The sequence below is a fragment of the Streptomyces sp. NPDC002867 genome (genome assembly GCF_053591895.1).
Genome location: NZ_JBSFUR010000007.1, coordinates 1 through 25,731 on the forward strand (window position 1 = coordinate 1; position 25,731 = coordinate 25,731).

30 protein-coding genes are annotated in these 25,731 nt (G+C 71.6%); 20 read left to right on the forward strand and 10 right to left on the reverse strand.

Annotated features, from left to right (window positions below; all coding sequences use genetic code 11):
- Both ACWD0A_RS08685 and mshD read right to left on the reverse strand, forming a co-directional pair.
- Positions 1-363 (reverse strand): GntR family transcriptional regulator (locus tag ACWD0A_RS08685; protein WP_451295970.1); only part of this gene is annotated, 363 nt, incomplete at its 3' end.
- 99 nt (positions 364-462) lie between these two features.
- Entirely contained in the window at positions 463-1,386 is a 924-nt protein-coding gene (gene mshD, locus ACWD0A_RS08690) for a mycothiol synthase (RefSeq protein WP_451295972.1), read from the reverse strand.
- Between the two features lie 496 nt (positions 1,387-1,882).
- Between mshD and ACWD0A_RS08695 the strand changes: the two genes are divergently transcribed.
- Both ACWD0A_RS08695 and ACWD0A_RS08700 read left to right on the forward strand, forming a co-directional pair.
- Entirely contained in the window at positions 1,883-3,703 is a 1,821-nt protein-coding gene (locus tag ACWD0A_RS08695) for a bifunctional metallophosphatase/5'-nucleotidase (protein ID WP_451295974.1), read from the forward strand.
- Positions 3,704-3,855: 152 nt separating this feature from the next.
- Entirely contained in the window at positions 3,856-4,728 is an 873-nt protein-coding gene (locus ACWD0A_RS08700) for a phosphatidylinositol-specific phospholipase C (RefSeq protein WP_451295976.1), read from the forward strand.
- 33 nt (positions 4,729-4,761) lie between these two features.
- Here ACWD0A_RS08700 and ACWD0A_RS08705 read toward each other — a convergent pair whose 3' ends face one another.
- From ACWD0A_RS08705 to ACWD0A_RS08725, 5 genes are all read right to left on the reverse strand, one after another.
- Positions 4,762-6,216 carry a sensor histidine kinase gene (locus ACWD0A_RS08705; protein WP_451295978.1) on the reverse strand — a complete coding sequence of 485 codons (1,455 nt, stop codon included), beginning with the start codon at positions 6,214-6,216 and terminating at the stop codon, positions 4,762-4,764.
- On the reverse strand, positions 6,213-6,926 hold the full coding sequence (locus tag ACWD0A_RS08710; protein ID WP_451295980.1) for a response regulator transcription factor: 714 nt from the start codon (positions 6,924-6,926) through the stop codon (positions 6,213-6,215). The genes ACWD0A_RS08705 and ACWD0A_RS08710 overlap by 4 nt, the downstream gene beginning before the upstream one ends.
- Positions 6,927-6,946: 20 nt before the next feature.
- A complete protein-coding gene (locus ACWD0A_RS08715) occupies positions 6,947-7,942 on the reverse strand; it encodes a S1C family serine protease (protein ID WP_451295982.1) in 996 nt (331 codons plus the stop codon).
- A 397-nt stretch (positions 7,943-8,339) separates the two neighbouring features.
- Positions 8,340-9,365, reverse strand: a complete 1,026-nt coding sequence (locus tag ACWD0A_RS08720) for a LacI family DNA-binding transcriptional regulator (protein ID WP_307714752.1) — start codon at positions 9,363-9,365, stop codon at positions 8,340-8,342.
- Positions 9,366-9,389: 24 nt separating this feature from the next.
- A complete protein-coding gene (locus ACWD0A_RS08725) occupies positions 9,390-10,169 on the reverse strand; it encodes a winged helix-turn-helix transcriptional regulator (protein ID WP_177150228.1) in 780 nt (259 codons plus the stop codon).
- Positions 10,170-10,428: 259 nt separating this feature from the next.
- On the opposite strand from ACWD0A_RS08725, the gene ACWD0A_RS08730 reads away from it, so the two are divergent.
- The 8 genes from ACWD0A_RS08730 (at position 10,429) to ACWD0A_RS08765 (ending at position 15,508) form a co-directional block, all read left to right on the forward strand.
- Positions 10,429-11,247, forward strand: coding sequence for an alpha/beta hydrolase (locus tag ACWD0A_RS08730; RefSeq protein WP_451295985.1), 819 nt, complete (start codon positions 10,429-10,431; stop codon positions 11,245-11,247).
- A 44-nt stretch (positions 11,248-11,291) separates the two neighbouring features.
- Positions 11,292-11,546 carry a MoaD/ThiS family protein gene (locus tag ACWD0A_RS08735; RefSeq protein WP_177150230.1) on the forward strand — a complete coding sequence of 85 codons (255 nt, stop codon included), beginning with the start codon at positions 11,292-11,294 and terminating at the stop codon, positions 11,544-11,546.
- A gap of 10 nt (positions 11,547-11,556) precedes the next feature.
- Positions 11,557-12,618, forward strand: a complete 1,062-nt coding sequence (locus tag ACWD0A_RS08740; RefSeq protein ID WP_451295987.1) for a hypothetical protein — start codon at positions 11,557-11,559, stop codon at positions 12,616-12,618.
- Between the two features lie 169 nt (positions 12,619-12,787).
- Positions 12,788-13,537 (forward strand): LmeA family phospholipid-binding protein, encoded by a 750-nt coding sequence (locus ACWD0A_RS08745; protein ID WP_451295989.1) that lies wholly within the window; start codon positions 12,788-12,790, stop codon positions 13,535-13,537.
- A 217-nt stretch (positions 13,538-13,754) separates the two neighbouring features.
- The gene (locus ACWD0A_RS08750; RefSeq protein ID WP_355648638.1) at positions 13,755-13,838 is read left to right on the forward strand and encodes a putative leader peptide; all 84 of its coding nucleotides are present in this window, start codon (positions 13,755-13,757) and stop codon (positions 13,836-13,838) included.
- A gap of 146 nt (positions 13,839-13,984) precedes the next feature.
- Entirely contained in the window at positions 13,985-14,830 is an 846-nt protein-coding gene (locus ACWD0A_RS08755) for a sulfurtransferase (protein WP_451295991.1), read from the forward strand.
- 36 nt (positions 14,831-14,866) lie between these two features.
- Positions 14,867-15,154, forward strand: coding sequence for a DUF1416 domain-containing protein (locus ACWD0A_RS08760; RefSeq protein ID WP_017945923.1), 288 nt, complete (start codon positions 14,867-14,869; stop codon positions 15,152-15,154).
- 39 nt (positions 15,155-15,193) lie between these two features.
- Positions 15,194-15,508 (forward strand): DUF3099 domain-containing protein, encoded by a 315-nt coding sequence (locus tag ACWD0A_RS08765; RefSeq protein WP_177150234.1) that lies wholly within the window; start codon positions 15,194-15,196, stop codon positions 15,506-15,508.
- Here ACWD0A_RS08765 and ACWD0A_RS08770 read toward each other — a convergent pair.
- Complete coding sequence (locus ACWD0A_RS08770; RefSeq protein ID WP_177150235.1) at positions 15,502-15,864, reverse strand: DsrE family protein; 363 nt, start codon at positions 15,862-15,864, stop codon at positions 15,502-15,504. The two genes, ACWD0A_RS08765 and ACWD0A_RS08770, sit on opposite strands and share 7 nt — an antisense overlap.
- 259 nt (positions 15,865-16,123) lie before the next feature.
- On the opposite strand from ACWD0A_RS08770, the gene ACWD0A_RS08775 reads away from it, so the two are divergent.
- The 6 genes from ACWD0A_RS08775 to ygfZ all read left to right on the forward strand — a co-directional run bounded on the left by ACWD0A_RS08775 (position 16,124) and on the right by ygfZ (position 20,944).
- Positions 16,124-16,888, forward strand: a complete 765-nt coding sequence (locus ACWD0A_RS08775; RefSeq protein WP_451295994.1) for a hypothetical protein — start codon at positions 16,124-16,126, stop codon at positions 16,886-16,888.
- Positions 16,885-17,673, forward strand: a complete 789-nt coding sequence (locus ACWD0A_RS08780; protein ID WP_451295996.1) for a hypothetical protein — start codon at positions 16,885-16,887, stop codon at positions 17,671-17,673. Before ACWD0A_RS08775 ends, ACWD0A_RS08780 begins: the two co-directional genes overlap by 4 nt.
- On the forward strand, positions 17,670-18,578 hold the full coding sequence (locus ACWD0A_RS08785) for a hypothetical protein (protein WP_451295998.1): 909 nt from the start codon (positions 17,670-17,672) through the stop codon (positions 18,576-18,578). Before ACWD0A_RS08780 ends, ACWD0A_RS08785 begins: the two co-directional genes overlap by 4 nt.
- 221 nt (positions 18,579-18,799) lie before the next feature.
- Positions 18,800-19,372, forward strand: coding sequence for an FABP family protein (locus tag ACWD0A_RS08790; RefSeq protein ID WP_451296000.1), 573 nt, complete (start codon positions 18,800-18,802; stop codon positions 19,370-19,372).
- 137 nt (positions 19,373-19,509) lie between these two features.
- The gene (locus ACWD0A_RS08795; protein ID WP_451296002.1) at positions 19,510-19,971 is read left to right on the forward strand and encodes a Fur family transcriptional regulator; all 462 of its coding nucleotides are present in this window, start codon (positions 19,510-19,512) and stop codon (positions 19,969-19,971) included.
- A gap of 10 nt (positions 19,972-19,981) precedes the next feature.
- Entirely contained in the window at positions 19,982-20,944 is a 963-nt protein-coding gene (gene ygfZ / locus ACWD0A_RS08800; protein ID WP_451296004.1) for a CAF17-like 4Fe-4S cluster assembly/insertion protein YgfZ, read from the forward strand.
- A gap of 8 nt (positions 20,945-20,952) precedes the next feature.
- Here ygfZ and dtd read toward each other — a convergent pair whose 3' ends face one another.
- A complete protein-coding gene (gene dtd / locus ACWD0A_RS08805; RefSeq protein WP_451296006.1) occupies positions 20,953-21,390 on the reverse strand; it encodes a D-aminoacyl-tRNA deacylase in 438 nt (145 codons plus the stop codon).
- A gap of 160 nt (positions 21,391-21,550) precedes the next feature.
- Here dtd and ACWD0A_RS08810 point away from each other — a divergent pair, with 160 nt between their 5' ends.
- Both ACWD0A_RS08810 and ACWD0A_RS08815 read left to right on the forward strand, forming a co-directional pair.
- Positions 21,551-22,180 carry an RsiG family protein gene (locus ACWD0A_RS08810; protein WP_451296008.1) on the forward strand — a complete coding sequence of 210 codons (630 nt, stop codon included), beginning with the start codon at positions 21,551-21,553 and terminating at the stop codon, positions 22,178-22,180.
- Positions 22,181-22,268: 88 nt separating this feature from the next.
- On the forward strand, positions 22,269-23,513 hold the full coding sequence (locus ACWD0A_RS08815; RefSeq protein WP_451296010.1) for a GNAT family N-acetyltransferase: 1,245 nt from the start codon (positions 22,269-22,271) through the stop codon (positions 23,511-23,513).
- 8 nt (positions 23,514-23,521) lie between these two features.
- Here ACWD0A_RS08815 and ACWD0A_RS08820 read toward each other — a convergent pair whose 3' ends face one another.
- Positions 23,522-23,689 (reverse strand): hypothetical protein, encoded by a 168-nt coding sequence (locus ACWD0A_RS08820; protein WP_451296012.1) that lies wholly within the window; start codon positions 23,687-23,689, stop codon positions 23,522-23,524.
- A gap of 245 nt (positions 23,690-23,934) precedes the next feature.
- On the opposite strand from ACWD0A_RS08820, the gene ACWD0A_RS08825 reads away from it, so the two are divergent.
- Entirely contained in the window at positions 23,935-24,819 is an 885-nt protein-coding gene (locus ACWD0A_RS08825; RefSeq protein ID WP_451296014.1) for a GntR family transcriptional regulator, read from the forward strand.
- Between the two features lie 123 nt (positions 24,820-24,942).
- Positions 24,943-25,719 carry an HAD family hydrolase gene (locus ACWD0A_RS08830; protein WP_451296016.1) on the forward strand — a complete coding sequence of 259 codons (777 nt, stop codon included), beginning with the start codon at positions 24,943-24,945 and terminating at the stop codon, positions 25,717-25,719.
- Positions 25,720-25,731: the final 12 nt, after the last annotated feature.

Below are 25,731 nucleotides of genomic sequence, written 5' to 3' on the forward strand. Positions count from 1 at the left end.
GTCCTCCGGGGGGGTGGGGTGGTGGGGGGTGATGTCCCCCGCCCCCCGCCCCGCCGCGCGCCCCCCCGCGACCCAGTCGGCGAGCTCCGCGCGCAGCGGTGTGCCGGCCGCCTGGCCGCCGAGAGTCCGGGTCACGAAGGTGCCGAGGCCGCGGCGGGGCTCGACGAGTCCCTCGCGTTCGAGTTCGCGGTAGGCCTTGAGCACGGTGTTCGGATTGATCGCCGTGGCCTCGACGACCTCGCGGGCCGTGGGAAGGCGGTCCCCGGGCCGCAGCAGTCCGAGGCGCAGGGCCTGTTTGGTCTGCTGGACGATCTGGAGATAGGTGGCGACGCCACTGCGCCGGTCGATGCGGAACTCGACCACGTCACTGCACCACCCTTTCACTAATTGAGTAGTGAAAGGGTGGTGTAAGAGAGGGGCGGTGTCAATGACGCCGCCCCCTCCGCCGGTGGGCGGACCGGATCAGGTCTCCGTGCGGTACATGAGATCCACCTCGTGGGTCACGAAGCCGAGTTGTTCGTACACCCGCAGCGCCGCCAGGTTGTCCGCGTCCACGTAGAGCATCGCCGTCGGCAGGCCCTGGGCCGCGAGGTGGCGCAGGCCGGTCGCCGTGAGGGCCCGTCCGAGGCCGCCGCCCTGGGCGTCGGGGCTGATGCCGACGACGTAGACCTCGCCGAGCTGTTCCTCCGCGTGCACCTTCGTCCAGTGGAAGCCGACGATCCGGCCCTCCCGCTCGGCCAGGAAGAAGCCCTTGGGGTCGAACCACGGCTCGGCCTTGCGGTCGTCCAGGTCCCGCTGCGTCAGCGAGCCCTGCTCGGGGTGGTGGGCGAACGCCGCGGCGTTCACCGCGAGCCATTCGGCGTCGTCCTGCCCCGGCACGAAGGTCCGTACGGTGACACCCGGCGGGTAGGTCGGCTCGGGGATGCTCTGGGGGCTCAACGGGCGGCGCAACTGGCGCAGTTCGCGGAAGAGCGTCAGGCCGAGGACCTGCGCCATGTGCCGGGCCGCGGACTTCCCGCCGTGCGCCCACATCCGCAGCCGCTTGCCCGAGGCGTCGAGGAGCGTCGTCCCCAGGGCCCGTCCGTGCCCGCGTCCGCGGTGGCTCGGGTGGACGACGAGCTCGGCGGCCGGGGCCTCGACGGGGTCGGTGTCCTCCAGCTGCGCGTAGCCGACGAGCTGTCCCTCGACGGAGACCAGGAAGTGCTGTACGCCTTCCCGCCGGCCGCCGCGCAGCTGCAGCCGGCCCTGCTCGGACACGGCCTGCATCCCGTCGGACCGGGCGGCCTCGGCGAGCAGTTCGGACACGGCCTCGGCCTGCTCGGCGGTGAGTTCTTCCAGGGACTGGATCTGCCGGCCGGGCTCCGGAATCACTGCGTCGATCGTCATGTGTCGAGGGTACGGCGGTGGGTGGCACCGCGGGCAGCGTCCGCCACGGGATGTGTCACCCGACGGGGGCGGCCTCCGGCCGCGTGGCCGAGTCATGCACCCGGGCGGGGGTGCCGCAGACGGCGGCTACGCCGTCGGAGTGACGCGGCCCGCCGAGGCGGGCGCCCGCGATGCGCCTACCGCCTCACCCCGAGCCGGGACGCGCCGTACCCACGTGCGGCTACCCGCGCCGCGTCCCACCCGCGACGCGCCCGGCCTGAGGGGAGCCCGCCCCGCGCCGGGCTCGCCCGCGACAGCACCGCCCGTGGCCCGCCCCGCCCGCCGATGCACCCCGCGTTGGAGGGGCATGGCGGGCCAGGCGGTCAATTCGACCGGTACGTCCCGTTCCTGAGTGATGGCAACCAGGTCGTAACCCGTATCCCCCTGTCGCGCTACGCGCGTTGACCCTAGGCTGCCGCTCGCCCCTCTCTCCCCGTTTGACCTGACAAGGAGACAGATGTCAGCGACACCACCCCACCACCGCGCGGACAGGCGGACCCGGCGCGTGCTCGTCGCCGCCGCCGGCCTGGCCACGGTCGGCGCGCTCGCGGCCGCGCTGCCGGCCGGCGCCACCGGCGCCGACCGGCAGGGCTCCGGTGACCACCACCCGCGGACCGTCGATGTGCAGCTGCTCTCCTTCAACGACCTGCACGGCAACCTGGAGCCGCCGGCCGGCTCGGCCGGCACCGTCTCCGAGAAGCAGGCCGACGGCACGGTCAAGACGATCCCGGCCGGTGGTGTCGAGTACCTCGCGACCTCGCTGCGCACCGCGCGCCAGGGCCACCCGTACTCCGTCACCGCCGCCGCGGGCGACCTGGTGGGCGCGAGCCCGCTGCTGTCGGGTCTCTTCCACGACGAGCCGACCGTCGAGGCGCTCAACAAGCTGGACCTCGACGTGACGGGCGTGGGCAACCACGAGTTCGACGAGGGCGCCGTCGAGCTGGCCCGCCTGCAGAACGGCGGCTGCCACCCGACCGACGGCTGCTTCGAGGAGGGCAGGGAGTTCGAGGGCGCGGACTTCCCCTACCTCGCGGCGAACGTCACCAGGGAGTCGACCGGCAAGCCGATCCTCAAGCCGTACACGGTCTGGAAGAAGGACGGCGTCAAGATCGGCTTCATCGGGGTGACCCTGGAGGGCACGCCGGACATCGTCAGTGCCAACGGCATCAAGGGCCTGAAGTTCCACGACGAGATCGAGACCGTCAACAAGTACGCCCGCGAGCTGGACCGCAAGGGCGTGAAGTCGATCGTCGCGCTCATCCACGAGGGCGGCTCGCCCGCCTCCACCTCGTACAACTACGACTGCGACTCGCCGGGCGCGGGCGACGGCATCTCGGGCCCGATCGTCGACATCGCCAAGGGCATCACGCCCAAGGTCGACGCCCTGGTCACCGGCCACACCCACCAGGCGTACGTGTGCACGGTCCCGGACCCGGCCGGCAAGCCGCGCATGGTCACCTCGGCGTCCTCGTACGGCAAGCTCTACACGGACACCACGCTCACCTACGACCGGCGGACCGGCGACATCGTCCGCACGTCGGTGAAGTCGGCGAACCACGTCGTCAGCCGTGACCAGGCCAAGGCCCAGGACATGACGGACCTGATCACGCGCTGGAACAAGCTGGCCGCCCCGATCGCGAACCGCCCCCAGGGCTTCATCTCCGCCGACATCAACGGCCGCGGCGCCACCACCCCGGAGAAGCCGCTCGGCGACCTGATCGCGGACGCGCAGCTCGCGGGCCTCGCCCCGGCCGACAAGGGCGGCGCCCAGCTGGCGCTGATGAACCCGGGCGGTATCCGCTCCGACCTGGTCTACAAGGCGTCGGGCAGCGAGGGCGACGGTGTGGTGACGTACGGCGAGGCCTTCACGGTCCAGCCGTTCACCAACATGATGAATGTCGTGGACCTGACCGGCGCGCAGCTGATCACCGCGCTCCAGCAGCAGGTCAGCGGCCCCAACGAGGCGTCACCGAAGATCCTCCAGGTCTCGAAGGGCTTCACCTACACCCTGGACCTGACGAAGACCGGCGCCGACCGGGTCGTCGTGAGCTCGGTGAAGCTCAACGGCGAGGCGATCGACCCGGCGAAGACGTACCGGGTCGCGATGAACGAGTTCCTCGCGGGCGGCGGTGACGGTTTCACGGTCCTCAAGGAGCACACCAACAAGCTGGTGGGCGCCTCCGACCTGGACGTCTTCAACGCCTACCTGGCGGCCAACTCCTCGGCGTCCGCGCCGATCGCGCCGCCGGCGGCGGACCGCATCACGGTCATCCGGTAAGCGGTCGGTACAGGACGGTGGGGCGGCGGTCCGGGGGGCCCGCCGCCCCATCGGCGTTTCCGCGGACACTTTCCGGCCGGTCCAGACCTTTGGGAGGAGCGAGACGTCCGGACCCTGGCGCGCATTGTCGTGTTCGCGTCATACTCCCCGCCATGGACCGACGGAGATTTCTCGTGGGCGCGGCGGCCTTCTCCGCCGCCGCCCTCATCGGCGCCCCCCACGCCGCCGCCGCACCGCGCCGCACCCTGTCCGCGCAGGACTGGATGGCCGGTGCCGCCGACTCGACTCCCCTCCAGCGCCTGACGATTCCCGGCACCCACGACTCCGGCGCCCGTTTCGGCGGGCTGTGGACGGAGTGTCAGAACACGACTGTCGCGGAGCAACTGAACAGCGGCATCCGCTTCCTCGACGTACGGTGCCGGGTGACCGGCGGCTCGTTCGCCATCCATCACGGGCCGTACTACCAGAACCTGATGTTCGGCGACGTCCTCATCGCCTGCCGCGACTTCCTCGCCGCGCACCCGTCCGAGACGGTGCTGATGCGGGTCAAACAGGAGTACTCCGAGGAGAGCGACGCGACCTTCCGCGCGGTCTTCGACGACTACCTCGACCGCCGGGGCTGGCGGTCGCTGTTCCGCATCGGCGACGGCATCCCCGCGCTCGGCCAGGCGCGCGGCAGGGTCGTCCTTCTCGGCGACAACGGCGGCCTGCCCGGGGTGCGGTACGCGGACGGCGCGCTCTTCGACATCCAGGACGACTGGAACGCGGCGCCGAACGCCAAGTATCCCAAGATCGAGGCGCACTTCCGCAAGGCCGTGGAGCAGCCGGGGAAGCTGTTCGTCAACTACGTCAGCACGGCGGCGTACCTGCCGCCGCGCTGGAACTCCGACAACCTCAACCCGCGCGTCCACGCCTTCCTCGACGGCTCGGTGGCGAGCGGCTGGCGCGGGCTCGGAATCGTCCCCATGGACTTCCCCAACACCCGCGCGGGACTGGTCGACTCCCTCATCCGCCACAACGGCTGACGGGGCAGCGGGACCGCCGCTACGGCCGTCGCCCTACTGAACGGTGGACGGCGGCGGCGTCGCGGCGCCCGGCAGGCGGATCACCGCGCGCGTTCCGCCGCCCTCCGCCGCGGCGAGCGCCACCTCGCCGCCCGCCTGCTGGACGGTGCGGGCCACGATCGACAGCCCGAGACCCGAGCCCGGCAGCGACCGCGCCGACGGCGAGCGCCAGAACCGCTCGAAGACGTGCGGCAGTTCCTCCCCCGAGATGCCGGGCCCGTGGTCCCGGACGGTCAGTTCGCCGTCCCGCAGGCGCACCTCGATCGCGCCGCCGGGCGGCGAGAACTTCACCGCGTTGTCCAGGACGTTGACCAGCGCCCGTTCCAGGGCGGCCTGGTCGCCGCGTACGTACCAGGGCCGGACGTCGGCCTCGAAGCTCAGCTCCGGTCCGCGCAGCCGGGCCCGCTCCAGCGCGCCGTCGGCGATCTCGTGCAGCGCCACGACCTGCACCTGGCGGCCGTGGGCCGCGCTGTCCGGACGGGACAGCTCCTGCAGGTCGCCGATCAGCGACGCCAGTTCCGTCATCTGCGCCTTGACCGAAGCGAGCAGGGCCCGGCGGTCGTCCGGCGGGATCGCGCGTCCGGTGTCCTCACTGCGGGCGAGCAGTTCGATGTTCGTCCGCAGCGAGGTCAGCGGCGTGCGCAGCTCGTGGCCCGCGTCGGCGATGAGCTGCTGCTGGAGGTCGCGCGACGAGGCGAGCGCGGCGGTCATCGCGTTGAACGAGCGCGACAGCCGGGCGATCTCGTCGTTCCCGTCGACCGGGATGCGCACGCTCAGGTCCTCGGTGCGGGCCACGTGCTCGACGGCGCCGGTCAGCCGGTCCACGGGCGAGAGCCCGGCGCGCGCGACCCACAGCCCGGCCGCGCCCGCGCCGAACACCCCGATGCCGGAGACGACGAGCAGCAGCAGGGCCAGTTCGCGCAGCGTGTTCTCGGTCTCCGCGAGCGGGAACGCGTACATGACGGCCGTGTCCCGGACCACCCCGCCGCCCGGCGGGGCCGCGACGGCCGCGACGGTCAGCACCCGCACCGACCGGCCTTCCGTGTCCGTGCCGTTGCGGTACGCCTCGATCGCCGGGTCCCCGGCCCGCGCCACGTCCCGGTCGGCCGCGGTGACGCGGACCGTGCCGGCGTAGTTCCTGGCGAAGACGCACGGCCGGTCGTCGTCGGCGCGCGCGAGCTGGAAGTAGTAGTCGGACCTCGGCCCCTGGAAATCGGCCGGGTCGCTGGTCTCCCGGGCACAGCTGCCCAGCGTGGTGGCGATGTCGATGGCCCGCAGCGGCGTGTTCTCGTTCGCCGAGTGCAGCTTGCCGTCCACCTCGTCGTACAGCTTGCCGCGCACGAGGAACCAGCACACGGTGGAGACGACAGCGACCGCCGCCGCGACCGCCGTCGCCACCAGCAGCGCGAGCCGGGAACGCAGCGGCAGGGCACGGAAGCGTGCGATCACTCCGGGCCGCCCGATCGCAGCACGTAGCCCACGCCGCGCACGGTGTGCACGAGCCGCGGCTCACCGGCCGCCTCCGTCTTGCGCCGCAGATACATCACGTACACGTCCAGCGAGTTGGAACTGGGCTCGAAGTCGAAGCCCCACACGGACTTCAGGATCTGCTCGCGGGTGAGGACCTGGCGCGGATGGGCCAGGAACAGTTCGAGCAGGGTGAACTCGGTACGGGTCAGCTCGACGTGGCGGGTGCCGCGGGTGACCTCCCGGGTCGCCAGGTCCATGCGCAGATCGGCGAACGACAGCACGTCCTCGTCCCCCGCGGCCTCGGCGGCGGCGGCGTACGCGCTGCGCCGCAGCAGGGCGCGGATACGGGCGAACAGCTCGTCCAGCTCGAACGGCTTGACCAGGTAGTCGTCGGCGCCCGCGTCCAGCCCGGTGACGCGGTCGCCGACCGTGTCGCGGGCCGTCAGCATCAGGATCGGCACCCGGGACCCGGCGGACCGCAGCCGGCGGGCCGCGGTCAGGCCGTCCATCCGGGGCATCTGGATGTCGAGGACGACGAGATCGGGGGCGTACGCCTCCGCCTTGGCGAGCGCGTCGACGCCGTCGACGGCGACCTCGGTGCCGTACCCCTCGAAGGCGAGGGAGCGCCGCAGCGCCTCGCGCACGGCGGGCTCGTCGTCGACGATGAGGATGCGGTCGCCTTCAGTCATGGACCCAGCCTCGCACGCGATCAGTTGTCCCCGCCGGAGCGCAGACCGTCCAGGTCGGCCTTGACCGTGTCGATGGGGATCGCGAAGCCGAGCCCGACGCTGCCCGCGGTGGAGCCGGTGGCGGAACTGGGCGAGTACATGGCCGAGTTGATGCCGATGATCTCGCCGTTCATGTCGATGAGCGCGCCTCCGGAGTTGCCGGGGTTGAGCGAGGCGTCGGTCTGGATCGCCTTGTAGGTGGTCCTGGAGTCGCCCGTGTCGCCGTTGAACTGCTGCCCGCCGAATTCGAAGGGCCAGTTCTCGCGGGGGCCCTGCCCGCCCGAGTCCTCCTCCTTGGCAACCGTCACGTCACGGTCAAGGGCGGAGACGATGCCGCTGGTGACGGTGCCGGTCAGGCCCTCGGGGGAGCCGATCGCGACGACCTCGTCGCCGACCTTCACGCTGCCGGAGTCCCCGAGGGCGGCGGCCTTCAGGCCCTTGGCGCCGTTCAGCTCGATGAGGGCGAGGTCCTTGTCGGGGTCGGTGCCGACGATGTCGGCGGTGTACGTCCTGCCGTCGCTGAGGCGCACCTTGATCGTCTCGGCGCCGGAGACGACGTGGTTGTTGGTGACGATCTCGCCGCCGGAGGTGATGATCACGCCGGAGCCGGTGGACTGCCCGGCGGCGGAGGTGGCGTTGATCTCGACGATGCTGGGCGAGACGGCCTGGGCGACGCCGGCGACGGTGCCCTTGCTGCTCTGCGAGACGTTGGTGCCGGAGGCGACGGAGCCGCCGATGGTGCCGCCGTCGCCGTCGGCGAACCGGTCGACGAGGGCGGAGGCGGCGCCGCCGATCACCGCCGCGGCGATGGCGATGGCGACGGCGGCGACGAGCGCGACGGGCCGCTTGGCCCGGTCCACCCGATGCGCCGCCGCGCCGGGCGGGAGCGGGGGCAGGGGCGGGGGCGGCGGGTAGGCGCCGAGATGGTGAGTGTGGTGGGTTCCCTCGTCGCCGCTTCGGCGGTGGTGGTCGCTCATGGAAACGACTGTCGTGGCTGGAGATGAGAGAAGTCTGAGGGACCGCTGAGAAGCCCGACAGAAGCGTGTATGCCCGATATGAAGGACGCGACTCTTTGCTCGGGGCTCCGCCCCGGAAGCCGGGCAGGTGGCAGCCCTGACGGGCGGCAGCTCCGCGCCGCTCCTGGCCCTGCGCCGTGGGACACGGCGACACCTTCGGCCCAGCGGGCGTTGGCGTAGCGCTCGCTGGGACAGCGTCGCAACACCAGCCGCGTTGGGGCGCCACCCACGGCCGCCAAGCCGTAGGGGGAGATCGAGGCGCGGGTCCGGGGCGGCGCCCCGGCAGGCGCATCGCGCTCGCGGGTGCGGTCACGCCCGGCGTGGCGCGCGGTCACGTCGAGCGGCGCGCGCCGCCGCGTCAGGCGTTGCAGCCGCAGGAGCGGCGGATCACCAGGCCCGACGGGAAGAGCTTCACCCGCTCGCGGCGCGAGCCCCCCACCCGCAGGCCGTCGTCCAGGACCAGGTCCACCGCCGCACGGGCCATCGCGGGCCGGTCCGAGGAGATCGTCGTCAGCGGCGGATCCGTGAGCGCCGCTTCCTTCACGTCGTCGAAGCCCGCCACCGCCAGCTCGCCCGGAACGTCTATCCGCAGCTCCCGCGCCGCCCGCAGCACGCCGAAGGCCTGGTCGTCCGTCGAGCAGAAGATCGCCGGGGGCCGGTCGGGGCCGGAGAGGATCTTCAGCGCGATCTGGTACGCGTCGTAGCGGTTGTACGGCGCCTCGAAGAGCCGGCCGTCGATCGAGCGCCCGGACTCCTTCATCGCCCGGCGCCAGCCCTCGACGTGGTCGGCGACCGGGTCGCCGACCGCCGGGGTGTTCGGGACGCCGCCGAGACAGGCGACGTACTCGTGGCCGTGCTCCAGCAGGTGCCGGGTCGCGAGCTGCGCGCCGCCGATGTCGTCCGTGACGACCGCGACGTCGTCGATCGCCTCGGGCCGCTCGTGCAGCAGCACGACCCGTGCGTCCCACGCCTCGATCTCGGCCGCGGCCCGCTCGCTCATGCCCTGGCTGACCAGGATCAGTCCCGAGACGCGCATACCGAGGAACGCCCGCAGATAGTGGACCTCGCGCTCGTCGCGGTAGTCCGAATTGCCGACGAGCACCATTTTCCCGCGCTCGGCGGCGGCCTGTTCGACCGCGTGCGCCATTTCGGCGAAGAACGGCTGCCGGGCGTCCGGCACGATCATGCCTATGAGATCCGTCCGTCGCGAGGCCATCGCCTGCGCGACCCGGTCGGGCCGGTACCCCAGCTCCTTGATCGCTGCGAGAACCCGCTCGCGCGTGGCCGGGGCGACCGGCCGGGGTCCGTTGTTGATGACGTAGCTGACGACGGCGGTCGAAGTACCCGCCAGTCGCGCAACGTCGTCCCGCGTCACCTTGGCCACGGCGCGAAGTCTACGCGGGGTGACCTACCTCTGGGCAGGGCGTACGGCCGCTTCCTCGATCACAGGAGGTTCGTCCGAGTGGGTGACGGCCGCCGACGTCTTCGCCTTGGCCTCCTCCGCCGCCCGTTCGACCTTCTCCGGGGCGACGAAGCGGTAGCCCACGTTGCGTACGGTTCCGATGAGGGACTCGTGCTCGGGGCCGAGCTTGGCGCGCAGCCGCCGTACGTGGACGTCGACCGTGCGCGTACCGCCGAAGTAGTCGTAGCCCCAGACCTCCTGGAGCAGCTGGGCGCGGGTGAAGACCCGGCCGGGGTGCTGGGCGAGGTACTTCAGCAGCTCGAACTCCTTGAAGGTCAGGTCCAGGACCCTGCCCTTCAGCTTCGCGCTGTAGGTCGCCTCGTCCACCGACAGGTCGCCGTTGCGGATCTCCATGGGGGAGTCGTCGGCGGTGATCTGCTGGCGGCCCATGGCGAGCCGCAGCCGCGCCTCGACCTCGGCCGGTCCGGCGGTGTCGAGCAGGACGTCGTCGATGCCCCAGTCGGCGGTGACGGCGGCGAGGCCGCCCTCGGTGACGACCAGGACGAGCGGGCAGCCCGGCCCGGTGGAACGCAGCAGCTGGCACAGCGACCGCACCTGCGGCAGATCGCGGCGGCCGTCGACGAGGATGACGTCGGCGCCGGGGGTGTCGACGAGGGCCGGGCCCTCGGCGGGGGCCACCCGTACGTTGTGCAGCAGCAGTCCGAGGGCGGGGAGAACCTCCGTCGACGGCTGGAGGGCATTGGTCAGGAGCAGCAGAGAGCTCATCGGATTCCACCCGTCCGGATCGTCGTGCGGTGCATGTCTTCGGATCGGTGTTCGGATCGGTGCTCGGTTCGCTCGTCCATGACGTCGGTTCCTCCTCGGTCCCTGCGAGGACGCCTGCGGCACTGCTTCGTACGGCGGCTCTCTCGCGCCCGAGAGCCTTTGTGAGCTTGTGTTCACCTGGCTGTAACAAACGGCCGGAAAACACAAAAGGACCCGGGGGCGGCATTGCCCGGATCCTCTGCCCAGCAGAATAGCCCACATGAGTTGCGCGGAAGAGGGCCGATTTCACACTGTGGACGTGTCCTCGATCTACCCCGGCCCCCGGCGCGCAATGTTGCGGGCTCTCGACGGCGTTCGGATCGAGGCGTTTCACGAGCCGTGCTCGGCCGGTCCGGCCGCGACGGCGATCGTCGTCGCCCACGGTTTCACGGGCTCCGTGGACCGGCCCGCGCTGCGGCGCGCGGCCGGCGTCTTCGCGCGGCGGGCGGGTGTGGTGACGTTCTCTTTCCGGGGGCACGGCCGCTCCGGAGGACGCTCCACCGTGGGCGACCGCGAGGTGCTCGATCTGGCCGCCGCGGTGGAGTGGGCCCGCTCGCTCGGCTACGCCAGGGTGGTGACGGTCGGGTTCTCCATGGGCGGCTCCGTCGTCCTGCGCCACGCGGCCGTGCAGAAGCGCGAGGGGCGCACGGAGGCACGGGCGGATGCGGTGGCCGCCGTGAGCGCCCCCGCGCGCTGGTACTACCGGGGTACGGCCCCGATGCGCCGACTCCACTGGGTCGTCACGCGCCCGGTCGGCCGGCTGGTGGGCCGCTACGGCTTCCGCACCCGTATCCACCACCGGGACTGGGACCCGGTTCCCCTCTCGCCGGTCGAGTCCGTGCCGCTGATCGCGCCGACCCCGCTGCTGATCGTCCACGGCGACAGCGATCCCTACTTCCCGCTCGACCATCCGCGCATGCTGGCCGCGGCCGCCGCAGGCTCGGCCGAGCTGTGGCTGGAATCGGGCATGGGCCACGCCGAGAACGCCGCGGACGAGGCGCTGCTCGTCCGCCTCGCGGACTGGCTGGTCGCCGCATGACCCATGATGGAGGGCGGCGCGACACGAAGGAGAGGAGTGCCGTTATGGCAGCGGGAACCATCCGCTATTGGGCCGCGGCCAAGGCGGCGGCCGGCGTCGCGGAGGAGCCGTACGCCGCGAAGACGCTCGCCGAGGCGCTCGACGCGGTGCGCGAACGGCACCCGGGCGAGCTGACGCGGGTACTCCGTCGGTGTTCGTTCCTCGTCGACGGTGACCCCGTCGGGACCCGGAGCCATGAGACCGTACGCCTTGCCGAGGGCGGCACGGTCGAGGTGCTCCCGCCGTTCGCAGGAGGGTGAACCGCACAGCATGAGCAGCGATCAGCAGTATCCGTACGGCTCCTACGAGCCGTACCGGCAGCAGCAGCCGGAGCCGTACCCGGCGCAGCAGGACGCGTACGGGCAGCAGCCCTACCCGGACTCGGGCGCCACGCAGACCTGGCAGGGCGACACCTGGGACACCCGGTACCAGCCGGTCGTGCAGCCTGCTGCCGCGGCCGGCGCCGCCTACCTGCCGCCGCGGCCCGCCGAGGCGGCCGCTCCGCTGCCGCCCGAGTCCCCTGCGGCCCCGGCCGGCGAGGGCCACGGCGCGCCCGGGGACGCTCCGCGGCCGCGGCTCACGGAAGCCCAGAGGGCCCGTGCCGAGGGCCGCTCGCCGATCATCGCGCCCGGTCTGCAGCCCGCCGGACTGACCGCCCTGCTGGGTCTGCTGCTCGCGGGCGGCGCCGCCCTCGGCACGTACGCGCTGCTCGTCCCCCTCGTGCTGCTCCAGGCGGTCACCGCGGCGGGCTGGTTCCGGCTGAACGGGATGTGGCCCGCGCGGCAGGGCATCGCCCTGGCCTTCGCGGGCGGCCTCGCCGCCGACGCCGCGCTGCTCGCGGCGGGCCGGGGGAACGCCCCGGCCGCGATCATCGGCACGCTCGGCGTGTGGGTGCTGCTCACGCTCGTGCTGCAGCTGCGCAGCCACGCGAGCGCGGACGAGCGCATGGCCGGGCTGATGGCGACGGTCGCCTCGGCCGCGCTGGCGATCCTCGCCACGGGACTCCTCGCGGCGGACGCCGACGCGGTGACGATCGGCGCGATCGGCGTCGCCGTGGCCGTCGTCGCCCGTGCGCTGCCGCTGCCGGGTGTGGTCTCCGTCGTGGTCGCGCTGCTCGCGGCCGCCGGAGCGGGCATCGCCGCCGGCGGGCTGACGGGTGCGGGGTCCGGGGGCGTGCTGCTCGGGTGCGCGGCCGGCGCCTGTGCGCTGATCGGACTGCGGGTGGCGAGCTACGACTACCCGTCCCGCTTCGTGCACATGACGGCGGGCGTGGCGCTGCCGCTGACGGCCGCGGCTCCCGTGGTGTATCTGCTCGGCCGCGCACTGGTCTGAGCGCGCGCCGGCCCGGCGGCCGTGGTGCGCGACGCAGACCCGGTACGGAACCAATGCCGGGCCCCGGACGTCGATCATTGAGCAGACGGCGTCGTCCGGACCGATTCACGCCCGCGGGCGGCCGGGGGCCGACAGGACAGGGCCAGGACAGGGTGGGGGACTCCGAGCAATGCGTGCACTGCGGATACTGCTGATCGTCGGCGTGATCCTCGGCGGCCTCTTCGTCGCCGCCGACCGGCTGGCGGTCAACCTGGCCGAGTCCGAGGCGGCGGACAGGATCAAGAGCAGTCAGGGGCTGTCCACGACGCCCGAGGTGTCCATCGGCGGCTTCCCGTTCCTCACCCAGGTGCTGGGCAGGGAGCTGGACGAGGTCGACGTGAGCCTCTCCGGCATCACCGCCACCGCGGGCGGGCGCGAGGTCAACGTCACCGAGGTGAAGGCCGCATTGCGCCAGGTGCGCGTCGACGGGAGCTTCTCCTCCGCCACCGCCGGCCGGGCCGACGGGTCGGCCCGCATCTCGTACGCGGACCTGACGGAGGCGGCCCCCAGGGGCGCCGCCGTCGGATACGCCGGTCCCGAGCGGGCCGCGAAGGGGCAGGTCAAGGTGACCGGTCCGCTGACCGGGCTGCTGGAGGGCGCGGGCGTCCCGGTGCCCGACACCCTGAAGGCGCTGCTCGGCGACCGTCAGGTCAGCACGTACAGCACGGTCGGCCTGAGCGACGGGACCACGGTGCGGCTGAAGGCGCAGGAGCTGCCGCGGCTGCCCCTCCCGGGCTTCGACGACAAGCTCCGCGAGGCCGTGGACTACGACCTGAAGATCGACGGGCTGCCGTCGAGCATCACCCTCGACAAGGTGGCGGTCACGGACGAGGGGCTGCGGTTCTCGGGTACCGGCAAGGACGTGGCGCTGACCGGCTGAGACCCGGTCGAGGGGGCAGGACCGAAGGCGCCGGACGGGCCGGCGGCCGCATGGTGAGACGGCTGCGTCCGAGGGGCAGGAGAGGCCGGCGCGCAGATCGTCGGCGACGGGACGGACGCACGTTCCGGGCGCCGACTGTCCCGCATAGTGGATGATCGCGTCTCACCATACGACACACCGGTGACATGGCAGCCGACTCGTCCCTACGATCGGTTCCATGAAGCAGCGACAGGCGGATCTCACGAAGCGGCGGGCAGTAGACCTGTGCCGCGTCGCCGCCATGCTCTGTCGCACTGTCTGAGCGGGCCCCGACTCCCGTATCCCTCAGGCCCTTCGACCTCTGTCAGGGCCGCCGTGCTGATCCACGCGCCTTCCGCGTACCCGCACACCTCTCGCGCACAACCCCTCGCGCACCACCGCCGCACACTGCCCCGGAGGAGAAGAAGCATGAGCCGCAGCGACGTCCTGGTAGACGCCGACTGGGTCGAGGCCCACATCGACGACCCGAAGGTCGTCATCGTCGAGGTCGACGAGGACACCTCGGCCTACGACAAGAACCACATCAAGAACGCGGTCCGCATCGACTGGACCAAGGACCTGCAGGACCCGGTCCGCCGTGACTTCATCGACCAGGAGGGCTTCGAGAAGCTCCTTTCGGCGAAGGGGATCGCGAACGACTCCACGGTCGTCCTCTACGGCGGCAACAACAACTGGTTCGCGTCCTACGCCTTCTGGTACTTCAAGCTCTACGGCCACGGCGACGTCCGTCTCCTCGACGGCGGCCGCAAGAAGTGGGAGCTCGACTCCCGCGACCTGGTGGACGGTTCCCAGGTGCCCGCCCGTCCGGCCACCGAGTACAAGGCCCAGCCGCAGGACACGTCCATCCGCGCCTTCCGTGACGACGTCGTCGCCGCGATCGGCAGCCAGAACCTGGTCGACGTGCGGTCGCCCGACGAGTTCAGCGGCAAGCTGCTCGCCCCGGCGCACCTCCCGCAGGAGCAGTCGCAGCGCCCCGGCCACGTGCCGAGCGCCCGCAACATCCCGTGGTCGAAGAACGCCAACGACGACGGCACCTTCAAGTCGGACGAGGAGCTCCGCGAGCTCTACGCCGAGGAGCAGGTCGACCTGGCGAAGGACACCATCGCCTACTGCCGTATCGGTGAGCGCTCCGCGCTGACCTGGTTCGTGCTGCACGAGCTGCTCGGTGTCGAGAACGTCAAGAACTACGACGGCTCCTGGACCGAGTACGGCTCCCTCGTCGGCGTGCCGATCGAGCTCGGCGCCAACAAGTAATCCGCCCCGACCCGACCCATAAGAAGGACGAAAGACATGTGTGGAGCGAAGGCCGGCGGCCCCGACGCCTCGACGATCAAGCCCGGTGAGACCACCATCCAGGGCCAGGTGACCCGCGACGGCGAGCCCGTCACCGGCTACGTGCGCCTGCTGGACTCGACCGGCGAGTTCACCGCCGAGGTCCCGACCTCGGCGACCGGACAGTTCCGCTTCTACGCGGCCGAGGGCACGTGGACCGTGCGCGCCCTGGTCCCGGGCGCCACGGCGGACCGTACCGTGGTCGCGCAGACGGGCGGGCTCTCCGAGGTCGCGATCGCCGTCTGATCGCCGAGTGACCGGCCGAAGGGCCGCACCTCCTGGGGGTTGGACGCTTACCGGGAACGAGGTGCGGCCCTTCGGTCGTACGCTGAAGACATGTACGCGCGACGGCGTCGCACCTACTTGTTGATGATGGGCGGATGCCTCGTCCTGTTCGTCTCCGCCTGGGCCGTCGTGCGGCTGTGGTCGGTCCCGGTGGCCGTCGGCATGTGCCTCGTCGCCATGGTCGTCCCGCCGGTCGCGGCGGTGATCGCCAACCGGCGGGGCCCGGACGACCGCTGGTGGGACGACCCGTCCGGGGACCCGCAGTCCGACGAGTGGTGGGACGAGATCGACGGGAAACGCAGGCCGCGTCAGTAGACGAGGGACTGCACGTCGTCCTGCACGGCCTCGCTGACGAAGACCTGGGCGCCCGCGATCCGTACGCCCTCCAGCACGTCCTTCTCCGTGATCTCGCGCCGGGCCGCGCACTGGGTGCACAGGGTGACGCGCCCGCCGGCCAGGATCGACTCGAGAAGATCGGGCAGCGGCGCGGCGTGCGGCAGTTCGAACTCGGCCGCGCGCCCGGGCAGGGCGAACCACGAGGACTCACCGGTCAGCCAGAGCGAGACCTCGACCCCACTGGCCACGGCGACGGCCGCCACGGTGAAGGCCTGGGAGCAGCGTTCGGGTGCGTCGGCACCTGCGGTCACCTTGATCACGAGCTTCTTCGCCATATGCCGAACTGTAATGCTCCCCGCCACAACCCCCGGCCGGTGCCAGGGGTCAGGTGTGTACGCGGATACGGAAGCCGCGCTTCACGTCTCGTGGGGGGACTCTTTGGAAACGCAGGACACCGAGGCCTCGCCGGTCTCGGCCCCTGACACACCTCCGGAACCGGCCGGACGGCCGGCCGATCCGGCGCCGTCTGCCGCCGACCCCGGACCGGCGGGCACCGAACCTGCCGCCGACCCCGGACCGGCTGGCACCGAAGCCGTGCCGTCTGCCGCCGAACCCGCGCCCGCGCCCGTCGCGGCCGGGCGCGTGCGCCGGCGCCGCCGCACCGTCGCGCTGATCGCCGCCGCCGCGGTGCTCGGCGTCGTCGCCGGCACGGTCACCGGCTACGCCGTGCAGTACCAGCGCGAGCCCACTCCGCTGCCCGTGCTGTCGCAGCCCGACATCAGGACCCCGAAGCCCGTCCCGGCCAAGGCGGGCACGACCGCCCGGTCCCTGAACGCGAACCGGTGGGTCAAGACCGACGGCGACCTGCGGGAGCTGCTGCTGCCGAAGCCGAAGGGCGCCAAGACCGAGAGTGAGGCCGGCTGGGAGGACCTGTACTCCTTCGCGACATGGTTCAAGGAGGAGGGGGACATGTTCGAGTTCCTCGCCGAGGACGGGTTCCGCCGGTGCGCGACCGTGAGCTGGTCCGTGGACGGCGAGGTCTACGTCGACATCCGGCTGGTGCAGTTCCGCGAGGACGAGGAACTGAACGCCGGGATCTTCGGCGAGGCGCAGCAGTGGTACCTGGACGACGAGAAGTGGGCGGGCAACGACGGTGAGCCGATTCCCGGCAGCGCCGACGGCCGTACCTACGTCTGGGACGAGCCGCTGCGCGAGGCCGGCTACGAGCCCCTGTACCAGGGCCGGGCCGTGGCCTGGCGGGGCGACACCGTGATGATCATCGAGTACGCGAACAACTCGGGACCGGTCGACGAGAAGGACCTGAAGTCGCTCGCCAAGCGCCAGTTGGAGCGACTGTGAACGAGCCGACAGATCCCACCACGCAGGCGGATCTCGTGCAGGACGGACCCGATCCCGCGACGCCGCGCCGGCGCCGCCTCCCGGTCGCGCTGGTCGCCGCCGCCGTGAGCCTCGGCCTGGTCGCCGGCGGAGGCGCCTGGGGCTGGTCCGCCCTCCAGGACGCGGACCGGACCGCGCCCACCGTCGTCTGGGCGGAACCCGCCGAGCACCCGGAATCCGACATCCCGGCGCTGGAGCCGACCGGCCTGGCGGCCGAGCTTCTGCCGATGCCTCCCCACTACCGGCCGGGCCCCGATGTGGACGAATTCGGCAACGACAGCGTGCTGGACGCCGAGCGGGCCGTCGCGCTGTTCAAGGAGGGCTCGCGCGGGCTGCCGAGCGCCAAGCGCAAGCGGCACGACAAGGCCGTCGACAAGCTGGGCATCAAGGGCCTGGCCGTGCGCAGCTACCGTCCCACCGATTCCCGCTTCGTCATGGAGACCCGGCTGGCGCAGCTGGAGAACACCAAGGCCGTCGGCAGTCTGGCCGCGTTCCGGAAGGAGATGACCGATGCCTTCGGGGTCTTCCGCAAGGGCCCGAAGATCAAGGGCCACCCGAAGGCGACATGCTTCCTGATGCCCGAGACCGACGACGTGGAGCTCGACATCATGATGTGCACCGCCCCCGTGGGCGAGGTGCTCGTGAGCGTGTACGCGTACGGCGCCAAGCCGCTCGCCACCGGCACGATCAAGAGTCTCGTGCGCGAGCAGCTCGACCACATCTCGTCGCCCGGGGAGGCCGTGTGACCGACAACGCCCAGCCCACGCCGCCCCACCCCGTCGCGCCGCCGGAGGCACCCGCGCCGGACTCCGTGCCGCCCGCGCCGGACTTCACCGCGCCCTCCGTGCCGCCTGCGCCGGACTTCACACCACTCCCCGTACCGCCGCGGGACCGGCGGGTCCTCAGGGCCGTGCTGCGCTGGACGGCCGCCGTGGTCGTCTTCGCCGCGGTGGGCACCGGCACCGCGTACGGCATCGTCTCGCAGGAGCGCACCGACGTCCCGGGGCTGTCGACGCTCGGTGACGGGCGGTGGGACTACCCGAAGCTCACCAAGCCGGTGCTGCCGGCCGGTGCTCCGCTGCCGTTCGACCAGACGAACCCGGCCGAGATCCACTACGCCGACCTGGAGCAGCTCCTGCTCCCGGCACCGGCGGGCAGCACGCCTGACCCGGCCCTGCGCGGCGAGCGCGGCCGGGTGCCGTTCGACCGGTTCACGGGGCAGTACGTGAGCGACGAGCGGGACAGCCTGCTCGAGCACCTCACGGAGTCCCGCGCGCGCCACGTCGTGGCACGCGGCTGGACGATGCCGGACGGCACCTCGGTCCGGATCTTCCTGCTCCGCTTCCACACCTCGGCGATCGCGGGCGACTTCTTCGACACGCAGATGGGCGGCAGCCCCGACACGACGCTGCAGCCGAACGGCGTGGAGGAGATGTCGTCGTACGACGAGGCCTACGACGCGAAGGCGAAGGTGACCTCCACCGAGCGCTACGTGTACGACGAGGCCGCGCCCCGCGGCCCCGTCCACGTCCGCCACGCCTACATCACGGCGGGTGACACGGTCGCGTTCGTCGTCTTCTCCCGCAAGGGCGAGGTCCCGCGGGTGCCGTTCCACCAGACGGTCGTCCTGCAGAACCAGCTCCTCGGCTGACGCGGACCTCACAGAACGGGTCCGGCCCCGGCCTACTAAGCTGGGGCCCGGCCCGTTCTGCCTTCACCGCTCATTCGAGGAGCACTCCGTGATCGTTTTCTTCGAAGCCCTGCTGGTCCTGGTCTGTGTCGGCGTCCTCGCCTTCACCGGTCTGGCTGTGAAGAAGCTGTACCAGGGCCAGCGCTGACCGCCCGTACCGTCACCGACCCACAGAGCTGCTCATGATCGAGATTCCGTCCGACCTGAACCCGGACCTCGTCCCCCTCGCGTTCCTCCTCGGCACGTGGGAGGGCGCGGGCGTATCGGACTTCCCCGGCGCAGAGAAGTGCAACTTCGGCCAGTCCGTGACCTTCAGCCATGACGGCCGCGACTTCATCGAGTACGTCTCGCACTCGTGGGTCCTCGACGGCGAGGGCAACAAGGTCAAGCCGCTGGAGAGCGAGAGCGGCTACTGGCGCGTCGACAAGGACCGCAAGGTCGAGGTCGTCATGGTCCGCGACCAGGGCATCGTGGAGATCTGGTACGGCGAGCTCGCCGATCAGAAGCCGCAGATCGACCTGGTGACGGACGCCGTCGCGCGCACTGCCGTCTCCGGCCCGTACAGCGGTGGCAAGCGGCTCTACGGCTACGTGAAGAGCGACCTGATGTGGGTGGGCGAGAAGGCCACCCCCGAGGTCCCGCTGCGGCCGTACATGTCGGCGCACCTGAAGAAGGTCGTCACCCCGGAGCAGGTCGAGTCCTGGGCCAAGGACCTCGGCGACCTGCCCGACGACGGCATCGCGTTCTTCAAGTAGGCAGGCCCTTCGGGAATGCCAGTGGTGCGGCCGGGTCCGTGGCTGACCAGGCAGGGGCCGTTGACGGCCCTGCCGGTGGCCGGTTTCCACGCGCCCGGCCGGGGCCGGGCGGCGTGCCGCTGCCTAGACTGGGGGCTGTGGTGAGCACTGACTGGAAGAGCGATCTGCGGCAGCGCGGCTACCGGCTGACCCCACAGCGCCAGCTTGTCCTGGAAGCCGTGGACACCCTCGAGCACGCCACCCCGGACGAGATCCTGGGCGAGGTGCGCAAGACGGCGTCCGGGGTCAACATCTCCACGGTCTACCGGACGCTGGAGCTGCTGGAGGAGCTGGGCCTGGTCTCGCACGCCCATCTCGGGCACGGCGCCCCCACCTATCACCTCGCGGACCGGCACCACCACCTGCATCTGGTGTGCCGGGACTGCACGAACGTGATCGAGGCGGACGTCGAGGTGGCCGCCGACTTCACCGCGAAACTGCGCGCGACGTTCGGCTTCGACACGGACATGAAGCACTTCGCGATCTTCGGCCGGTGCGAGGAGTGCACGGAGAAGGCGCAGGCCAAGGCGTCCGGCGGGACACCGTCCGCCGAGTCGTAGTCTTACTCGTATGAAGAGCCCTCTCCTGTCCCTGCCCGGCGCGGTTCCCGCCGAGGGACGCGACGAAGGGGTCGCCGCGCACTACGGCGACCTGTTCCGTGAGCAGCGCGCACTCGCCGCCGGGAGGGGTCTCGTCGACCTCTCGCACCGCGGCGTCGTGACCGTCAGCGGCGACGACCGGCTGAGCTGGCTGCACCTGCTGCTCACCCAGCACGTGAGCGAGCTGCCGGCGGGGCAGGCCACCGAGGCGCTGATCCTCTCCGCGCACGGGCACATCGAACACGCCCTGTACCTCGTCGACGACGGCGAGACGGTGTGGGCCCACGTGGAGCCGGGCACCCAGGAGGCGCTGATCGCCTATCTGGAATCGATGAAGTTCTTCTACCGGGTGGAGGTCGCCGACCGCACCGACGAGTTCGCCGTCGTCCACCTGCCGGCCGGTTCGATAGCCGAGGTGCCGGACGGCGTGGTCGTCCGGGAGACCGCGTACGGCCGCGACCTGTTCCTGCCGCGCGCGGACCTGGAGGCGTACGCGGCGCAGCACGGTCCGGTGGCGGGGATCCTCGCGTACGAGGCGCTGCGGATCGAGCAGCACCGGCCGCGGCTCGGTTTCGAGACCGACCACCGCACCATCCCGCACGAGCTGGGCTGGATCGGCAGCGCGGTCCATCTGCAGAAGGGCTGCTACCGCGGCCAGGAGACCGTCGCGCGTGTCCACAACCTAGGGAAGCCGCCACGGAGGCTGGTCTTCCTCCACCTGGACGGCAGCGAGGTGCACCTGCCCGCGCCCGGCACGCCGGTGCGGCTGGCCGCGGACAACGAGGGCCGCCAGCTGGGCTTCGTCACCACGTCCGGCCGCCACCACGAACTGGGGCCGATCGCGCTCGCGCTGGTGAAGCGGAACGTACCGGTGGACGCCGAGCTCCTGGCCGGCGACACGGCCGCCGCCCAGGAGACGGTCGTCGAGCCGTAGGCCCGCCGCTACACCTCGACGATGATCGTGAACGGGCCGTTGTTCGTCAGCGAGACGCGCATCTGCGCTCCGAACCGGCCCGTCTCCACGTGCGCGCCCAGCGCCCGCAGCTGGGCGACCACCTCGTCGACCAGCGGTTCGGCGACGGGGCCCGGCGCCGCCGCGTTCCAGGTGGGGCGGCGGCCCTTTCGGGCGTCCCCGTAGAGAGTGAACTGCGAGATCACCAGAAGCGGCGCCCCCGTGTCCGAGCAGGACTTCTCCCCCTCCAGCAACCGTACGGACCAGAGCTTGCGGGCCAGTTGGGCCGCCTTCTCCCTCGTGTCCTCGTGGGTGACCCCCACCAGCACACACAGTCCCTCGCCGACGATCTCGCCGACCGTCTCCGGCCCCGACTCACCGGGCATCACGACGCTCGCGCCGTCCACCCTCTGCACCACTGCACGCATACCGAGAAAACTACCTGGCCGCCATTCGGGGCCGAACAGGTGCAGACCGCCTGCGACGGGACGTATCGGGATGGCACGATGCACGCAGGCGGTGCATCCCCGGGCCCTCCGGGTCGGGAGAGGGCCCATGCACCGGTTGCGAGGGGACGGACATACGCACATGAGCACATCTGGCGCCGGGCGGTCGCTCGGCCCCGTATCGGTTTCCGCGCCGGTCTCCGTGGCGGACCGGCGGGCGGCGTCCGCGACGGAAGCCGCCCCGGCCGCCCGGCCACCCCACCAGCGCGCCGGCGCCGAGCTGCCCGAGCCCGTCCGGCACGATCTGGCCACGCTGAAGCTGCCGGAGCTGCGCGCCCTGCGCCGGGACTCGCAGCGCGACGAGGCCGACCTCAGCTATGTGCGGCGGCTGGTGCAGGGCCGGATCGACATCCTGCGGGCCGAACTGGAGCGCAGGGCCGACCCGGAGGCGCCGGTCGTCGACCGGCTCTCCGAGATCCTCGCCGACACCCCGTCGCGGCGGGGCTCGTCCGCCCGGCACGTCACGCTGTCGACGCCGCACGGGGAGGAGTACCGCCGCCTCGCGTCCGACATGCTCGACGAGGTCGGCCTGTCCGACCTCGACGCCCGCACGGACGACGAGCTGCACACCGCGATGGGGCGGCTGCTCGCCTACGAGCAGCAGGTCTCGCGCCGCCGGCAGCAGCTCCAGCGGACCGCCGACGACTGCAGCGCCGAGATCACCCGCAGGTACCGTGAGGGCGAAGCTCAGGTCGACGACCTGCTGACCTGACACGGGCCGCCGGGAGGGCGTTCGCGCACCGGCCGCCGGCCCGAAAAGGGCATGCGCGGGCCTCGGCGGGCGGCCTAGCGTGGGTCGCATGAGTGTCGAGACGCGTCGGATCGCCGAGACCGAGTTCCCCGACTGGCTGAGGGCACTGGCCACCGGCTTCCTGCAGCCGCCGGTCGTCACCGACGAGGAGGTCGCGAGCCGCCTCCCGCACACCGATCTCACCCGTACACAGGGCGCGTTCGACGACGGCCGCTGCGTGGCGACGTACCGCTCGTTCGCCCAGGAGCTCACCGTGGTGGGCGGCGCCCGGATCACGGCGAGTGCCGTGTCGAACGTGTCCGTCTCGCCGACCCACCGCCGCCGCGGCCTGCTCACCCGGATGATCATCGAGGACCTGGCGGAGGCCAAGGAGCGCGGCGACGCGGTATCGACGCTGATCGCCGCGGAGTACCCGATCTACGGGCGGTACGGCTACGGCCCCGCCGCCTCGCTGACCGAGTGGTCCGTCGACGTGCCGCGCGCCGGCCTGGACGGCCGCTGGTCGCGGCCGGACGACGGCGGCCGTGTCGACCTGGTCGACGGCTCGGACGTCCGCAAGCTGGGCCCGGAGCTGCACGGGCGGCTCGCGGCGCGGCAGCACGGCGTGGTCAGCCGCGACGAGCGGTGGTGGCAGGTCAACACGGGCCAGGCGGTGACATCCGCGTTCCCGTGGACGGAGCCGTTCTACGCGGTGTACCGGTCGGCCGCAGGGGACGTGGAGGGCCTGCTGACGTACGCGGCCGACGACAAGTGGGGCGACGCCAAGCAGCCGCTGAACACGGCCACGGTCCGGGATCTGATCGCGGTGACGCCGGCGGCCGAGCGGGCGCTGTGGCACTTCGTGTGCTCGGTGGACTGGGTCACCACGGTCCGTTCGGGCGGGCGTGCCCCCGACGACCTGCTGCCGGATCTGCTGCCCGACCCGAGGGCGGCCCGGGTGGTCACGCAGGCGGACTTCCTGTGGGTGCGCGTGCTGGACGTCGTACGGGCGCTGGAGGCGCGGACGTATGCGGTGCCGGCGTCGCTGGTGCTGGAGGTCGTCGACGCCTCGGGCATCGCGGGCGGCCGTTTCGGCCTGACGGTGTCGCCGGACGGGGCGGCCTGCGCCCCGTCCTCGTCCGCGCCCGATCTGACGCTGGACGTGCGTGAGCTGGGTGCGCTGTACCTGGGAGACGCCTCGGTGCTGCGGCTGGCGGCGCTGGGCCGCGTGGAGGAGCACAGCCCGGGAGCGGCGGCGCTGGCCGACAGGGTGTTCCGCACGGCGCGCCGCGCCTGGTGCCCGGACGTCTTCTGAGGGGGCTGTCAGGCGCCGGGGGCCATGGCGGGCGCCACCAGCAGGAGGCCGCCGACACCGGCGCAGGTGGCGTTCTCCGCCTTTACACCGACGGCCAGCAGGGCGCATCCGAGCGCGGCCGTGAGGCCGAAGCGCCACTGCACGTACTGCTCGATGACAAGAGTGATCAGGGGCACGGCGATCCCTCCTCGGTTAGGAGTGGAGCGGCTCAGGGGGTGCGGACGAGTCCGCGCGCGGCACCCGTACGACTCTGGACGGGCGAGCAGATGGCGCTTGAGCGAGCGTGAGCGCGTGTTGATACATCACGCCCTGGTTGGCCAACTTGTCCGCCAACTCACTGAAGTTGTCCCCACTTGGCCGGTAGCAATAAACAGGATCCCGGTAACTCCCCATACCTGACTGGAAGTTGTAACGTTCTGTTGTGACCCTTGAGCACCACGCAGTGAACGGCGCCGGAACGCCCTCACCGGATCAGGTGGCGGACGCCCTGGCCGAGCGCATCCGATCGGGCCGGCTGAAAGAGGGCGAGCGGATTCCGACCCAGGGGCAACTGGTCGAGGAATTCAAGGTGGAGCGGCGCACGGTTCGACAGGCACAGGCCTTGCTGCGTCAAGCCGGTCTGATCGCCGGTGGCGGCAAAGGAGCTCCGGCCCGCGTTGCGTCACCGCATGCCCAGGGAGTGGTGCCGGAGGAACCGCAGGAGACGGTCGCGGTCCTCGGTCCGCGCGTCATCGAGGCGTTCGAGGTGCAGGACGTGCGCATCGACGCGATCTGCCTGACCACCGAGACACTGAACCAGGCGCTCGCCGAGCCGCTGCGGCGGGTGCAGGCACGGCAGATCACACCGCAGAGCATCCGGATCAGGGTGCTGGTTCCCGCGCGTTCCCTGCGCCTGGCGTTTCCGCGGCCGGCCGAGGACTCGGTCACCGAGGACGCGGTTCACGAGCACTGGCTCACGCTGCGGAACAGGTACGGCAGTGAGCTGCTGAAGAGGGCCCGGGAGATCACGTCCCGCGGCATCGATGTCGACGTGACGCTCAGGACCCTGCCGGTGACGCCGATCGCCAAGCTCTACCTGCTGAACGGCTCAGAGGCGCTCTTCGCGTTCTACAACGTCACCAGGCGCGAGGAACAGATCGCGGGAACGCCGTCCGCGATCTACGACACGCTCGGCGCGGAATCGATGCTCTTTCCTTTCGAGCTGCACGCCGGACGCCGGGACGAGGCGTTCGTCCAGCAGTCGCAGGCGTGGTTCGACAGCCTGTGGGGCACGCTGGCCGAGGACAACATCGAGTTGAGCAGCTGACCGGCCGCCTCCCGTGTGAATCGCCGCCGCCGTCAACTACGCCTACAGCATGCATAGTTGTGGGCAGTATGGGGGGTGACGGCACCGGCAGTCCGACGACGCTGCCCCGACGGACGGAGCGATGTGACCGACTCGCACCCGACCGCTGTGTTCGCCCTTCTCGCCACTGCGAAGTGCGTCCTGTTCGACTTCGACGGTCCGATCTGCCATCTCTTCAGCGGGCATCCGTCCCAGCAGGTGGCGGCCGAGCTCCGGGACTGGATCGTGCGGAACGTTCCGGGCGATGTGCCGGTGGGCGCCGACCGCAGGCACGATCCGCTCGCCCTGCTCAGGGCCACGGCGACCCGGTACCCGGGCAGCGACCTGGTGACGGCGATGGAGCGACAGCTGACCGAGCACGAGCTCCGGGCCGTCGTGGCGGCCGAGCCGGCCGAAGGCGCCGGAGACCTGATACGCCGGCTCGACGGCGCGGGCTTCCGCCTCGCCGTCACGACGAACAACTCGGCGAGCGCGGTGCGAAGCTATCTCGACCGCGAGGGGCTGACCGTCCACTTCGGACCTCACATCCACGGCCGAATGCCTGATCCGCACCTGATGAAGCCGCATCCGAACTGCCTCAGTCAGGCTCTGGAGACGACCGGCTCGACCGCCGCCGAGTCCCTGATGATCGGGGACTCGGCGGCCGACTATGAGGCGGCCGCACATCTCGGTGTCCCGTTTCTGGGGTATGCGCGTAACGAGAGGAAGCGATCCGAGCTCAAGGAAGCCGGAGCCACGGAGATCGTCTCCAGCATGGCGGCTCTGCTGCCGGTCCTGGGCGCGCTGGAGACCGGCCGCCCAGCAGGAGGTGACAAGTGTGCCGGTTCTTCCGAAAGTTGGTCGACTTCTCCGACCAACTGACATGAGTTGTAC

Bases quoted from the DNA above. Each gene is read 5' to 3' on its own strand.
- mshD (WP_451295972.1), bottom strand. From the start codon at position 1,386: ATGACGATCGACGCAGTGATTCCGGAGCCCGGCCGGCAGATCCAGTCC.
- ACWD0A_RS08695 (WP_451295974.1), top strand. From the start codon at position 1,883: ATGTCAGCGACACCACCCCACCACCGCGCGGACAGGCGGACCCGGCGC.
- ACWD0A_RS08700 (WP_451295976.1), top strand. From the start codon at position 3,856: ATGGACCGACGGAGATTTCTCGTGGGCGCGGCGGCCTTCTCCGCCGCC.
- ACWD0A_RS08710 (WP_451295980.1), bottom strand. From the start codon at position 6,926: ATGACTGAAGGCGACCGCATCCTCATCGTCGACGACGAGCCCGCCGTG.
- ACWD0A_RS08715 (WP_451295982.1), bottom strand. From the start codon at position 7,942: ATGAGCGACCACCACCGCCGAAGCGGCGACGAGGGAACCCACCACACT.
- ACWD0A_RS08725 (WP_177150228.1), bottom strand. From the start codon at position 10,169: ATGAGCTCTCTGCTGCTCCTGACCAATGCCCTCCAGCCGTCGACGGAG.
- ACWD0A_RS08730 (WP_451295985.1), top strand. From the start codon at position 10,429: ATGAGTTGCGCGGAAGAGGGCCGATTTCACACTGTGGACGTGTCCTCG.
- ACWD0A_RS08735 (WP_177150230.1), top strand. From the start codon at position 11,292: ATGGCAGCGGGAACCATCCGCTATTGGGCCGCGGCCAAGGCGGCGGCC.
- ACWD0A_RS08740 (WP_451295987.1), top strand. From the start codon at position 11,557: ATGAGCAGCGATCAGCAGTATCCGTACGGCTCCTACGAGCCGTACCGG.
- ACWD0A_RS08745 (WP_451295989.1), top strand. From the start codon at position 12,788: ATGCGTGCACTGCGGATACTGCTGATCGTCGGCGTGATCCTCGGCGGC.
- ACWD0A_RS08750 (WP_355648638.1), top strand. From the start codon at position 13,755: ATGAAGCAGCGACAGGCGGATCTCACGAAGCGGCGGGCAGTAGACCTG.
- ACWD0A_RS08755 (WP_451295991.1), top strand. From the start codon at position 13,985: ATGAGCCGCAGCGACGTCCTGGTAGACGCCGACTGGGTCGAGGCCCAC.
- ACWD0A_RS08760 (WP_017945923.1), top strand. From the start codon at position 14,867: ATGTGTGGAGCGAAGGCCGGCGGCCCCGACGCCTCGACGATCAAGCCC.
- ACWD0A_RS08770 (WP_177150235.1), bottom strand. From the start codon at position 15,864: ATGGCGAAGAAGCTCGTGATCAAGGTGACCGCAGGTGCCGACGCACCC.
- ACWD0A_RS08790 (WP_451296000.1), top strand. From the start codon at position 18,800: ATGATCGAGATTCCGTCCGACCTGAACCCGGACCTCGTCCCCCTCGCG.
- ygfZ (WP_451296004.1), top strand. From the start codon at position 19,982: ATGAAGAGCCCTCTCCTGTCCCTGCCCGGCGCGGTTCCCGCCGAGGGA.
- dtd (WP_451296006.1), bottom strand. From the start codon at position 21,390: ATGCGTGCAGTGGTGCAGAGGGTGGACGGCGCGAGCGTCGTGATGCCC.
- ACWD0A_RS08810 (WP_451296008.1), top strand. From the start codon at position 21,551: ATGAGCACATCTGGCGCCGGGCGGTCGCTCGGCCCCGTATCGGTTTCC.
- ACWD0A_RS08815 (WP_451296010.1), top strand. From the start codon at position 22,269: ATGAGTGTCGAGACGCGTCGGATCGCCGAGACCGAGTTCCCCGACTGG.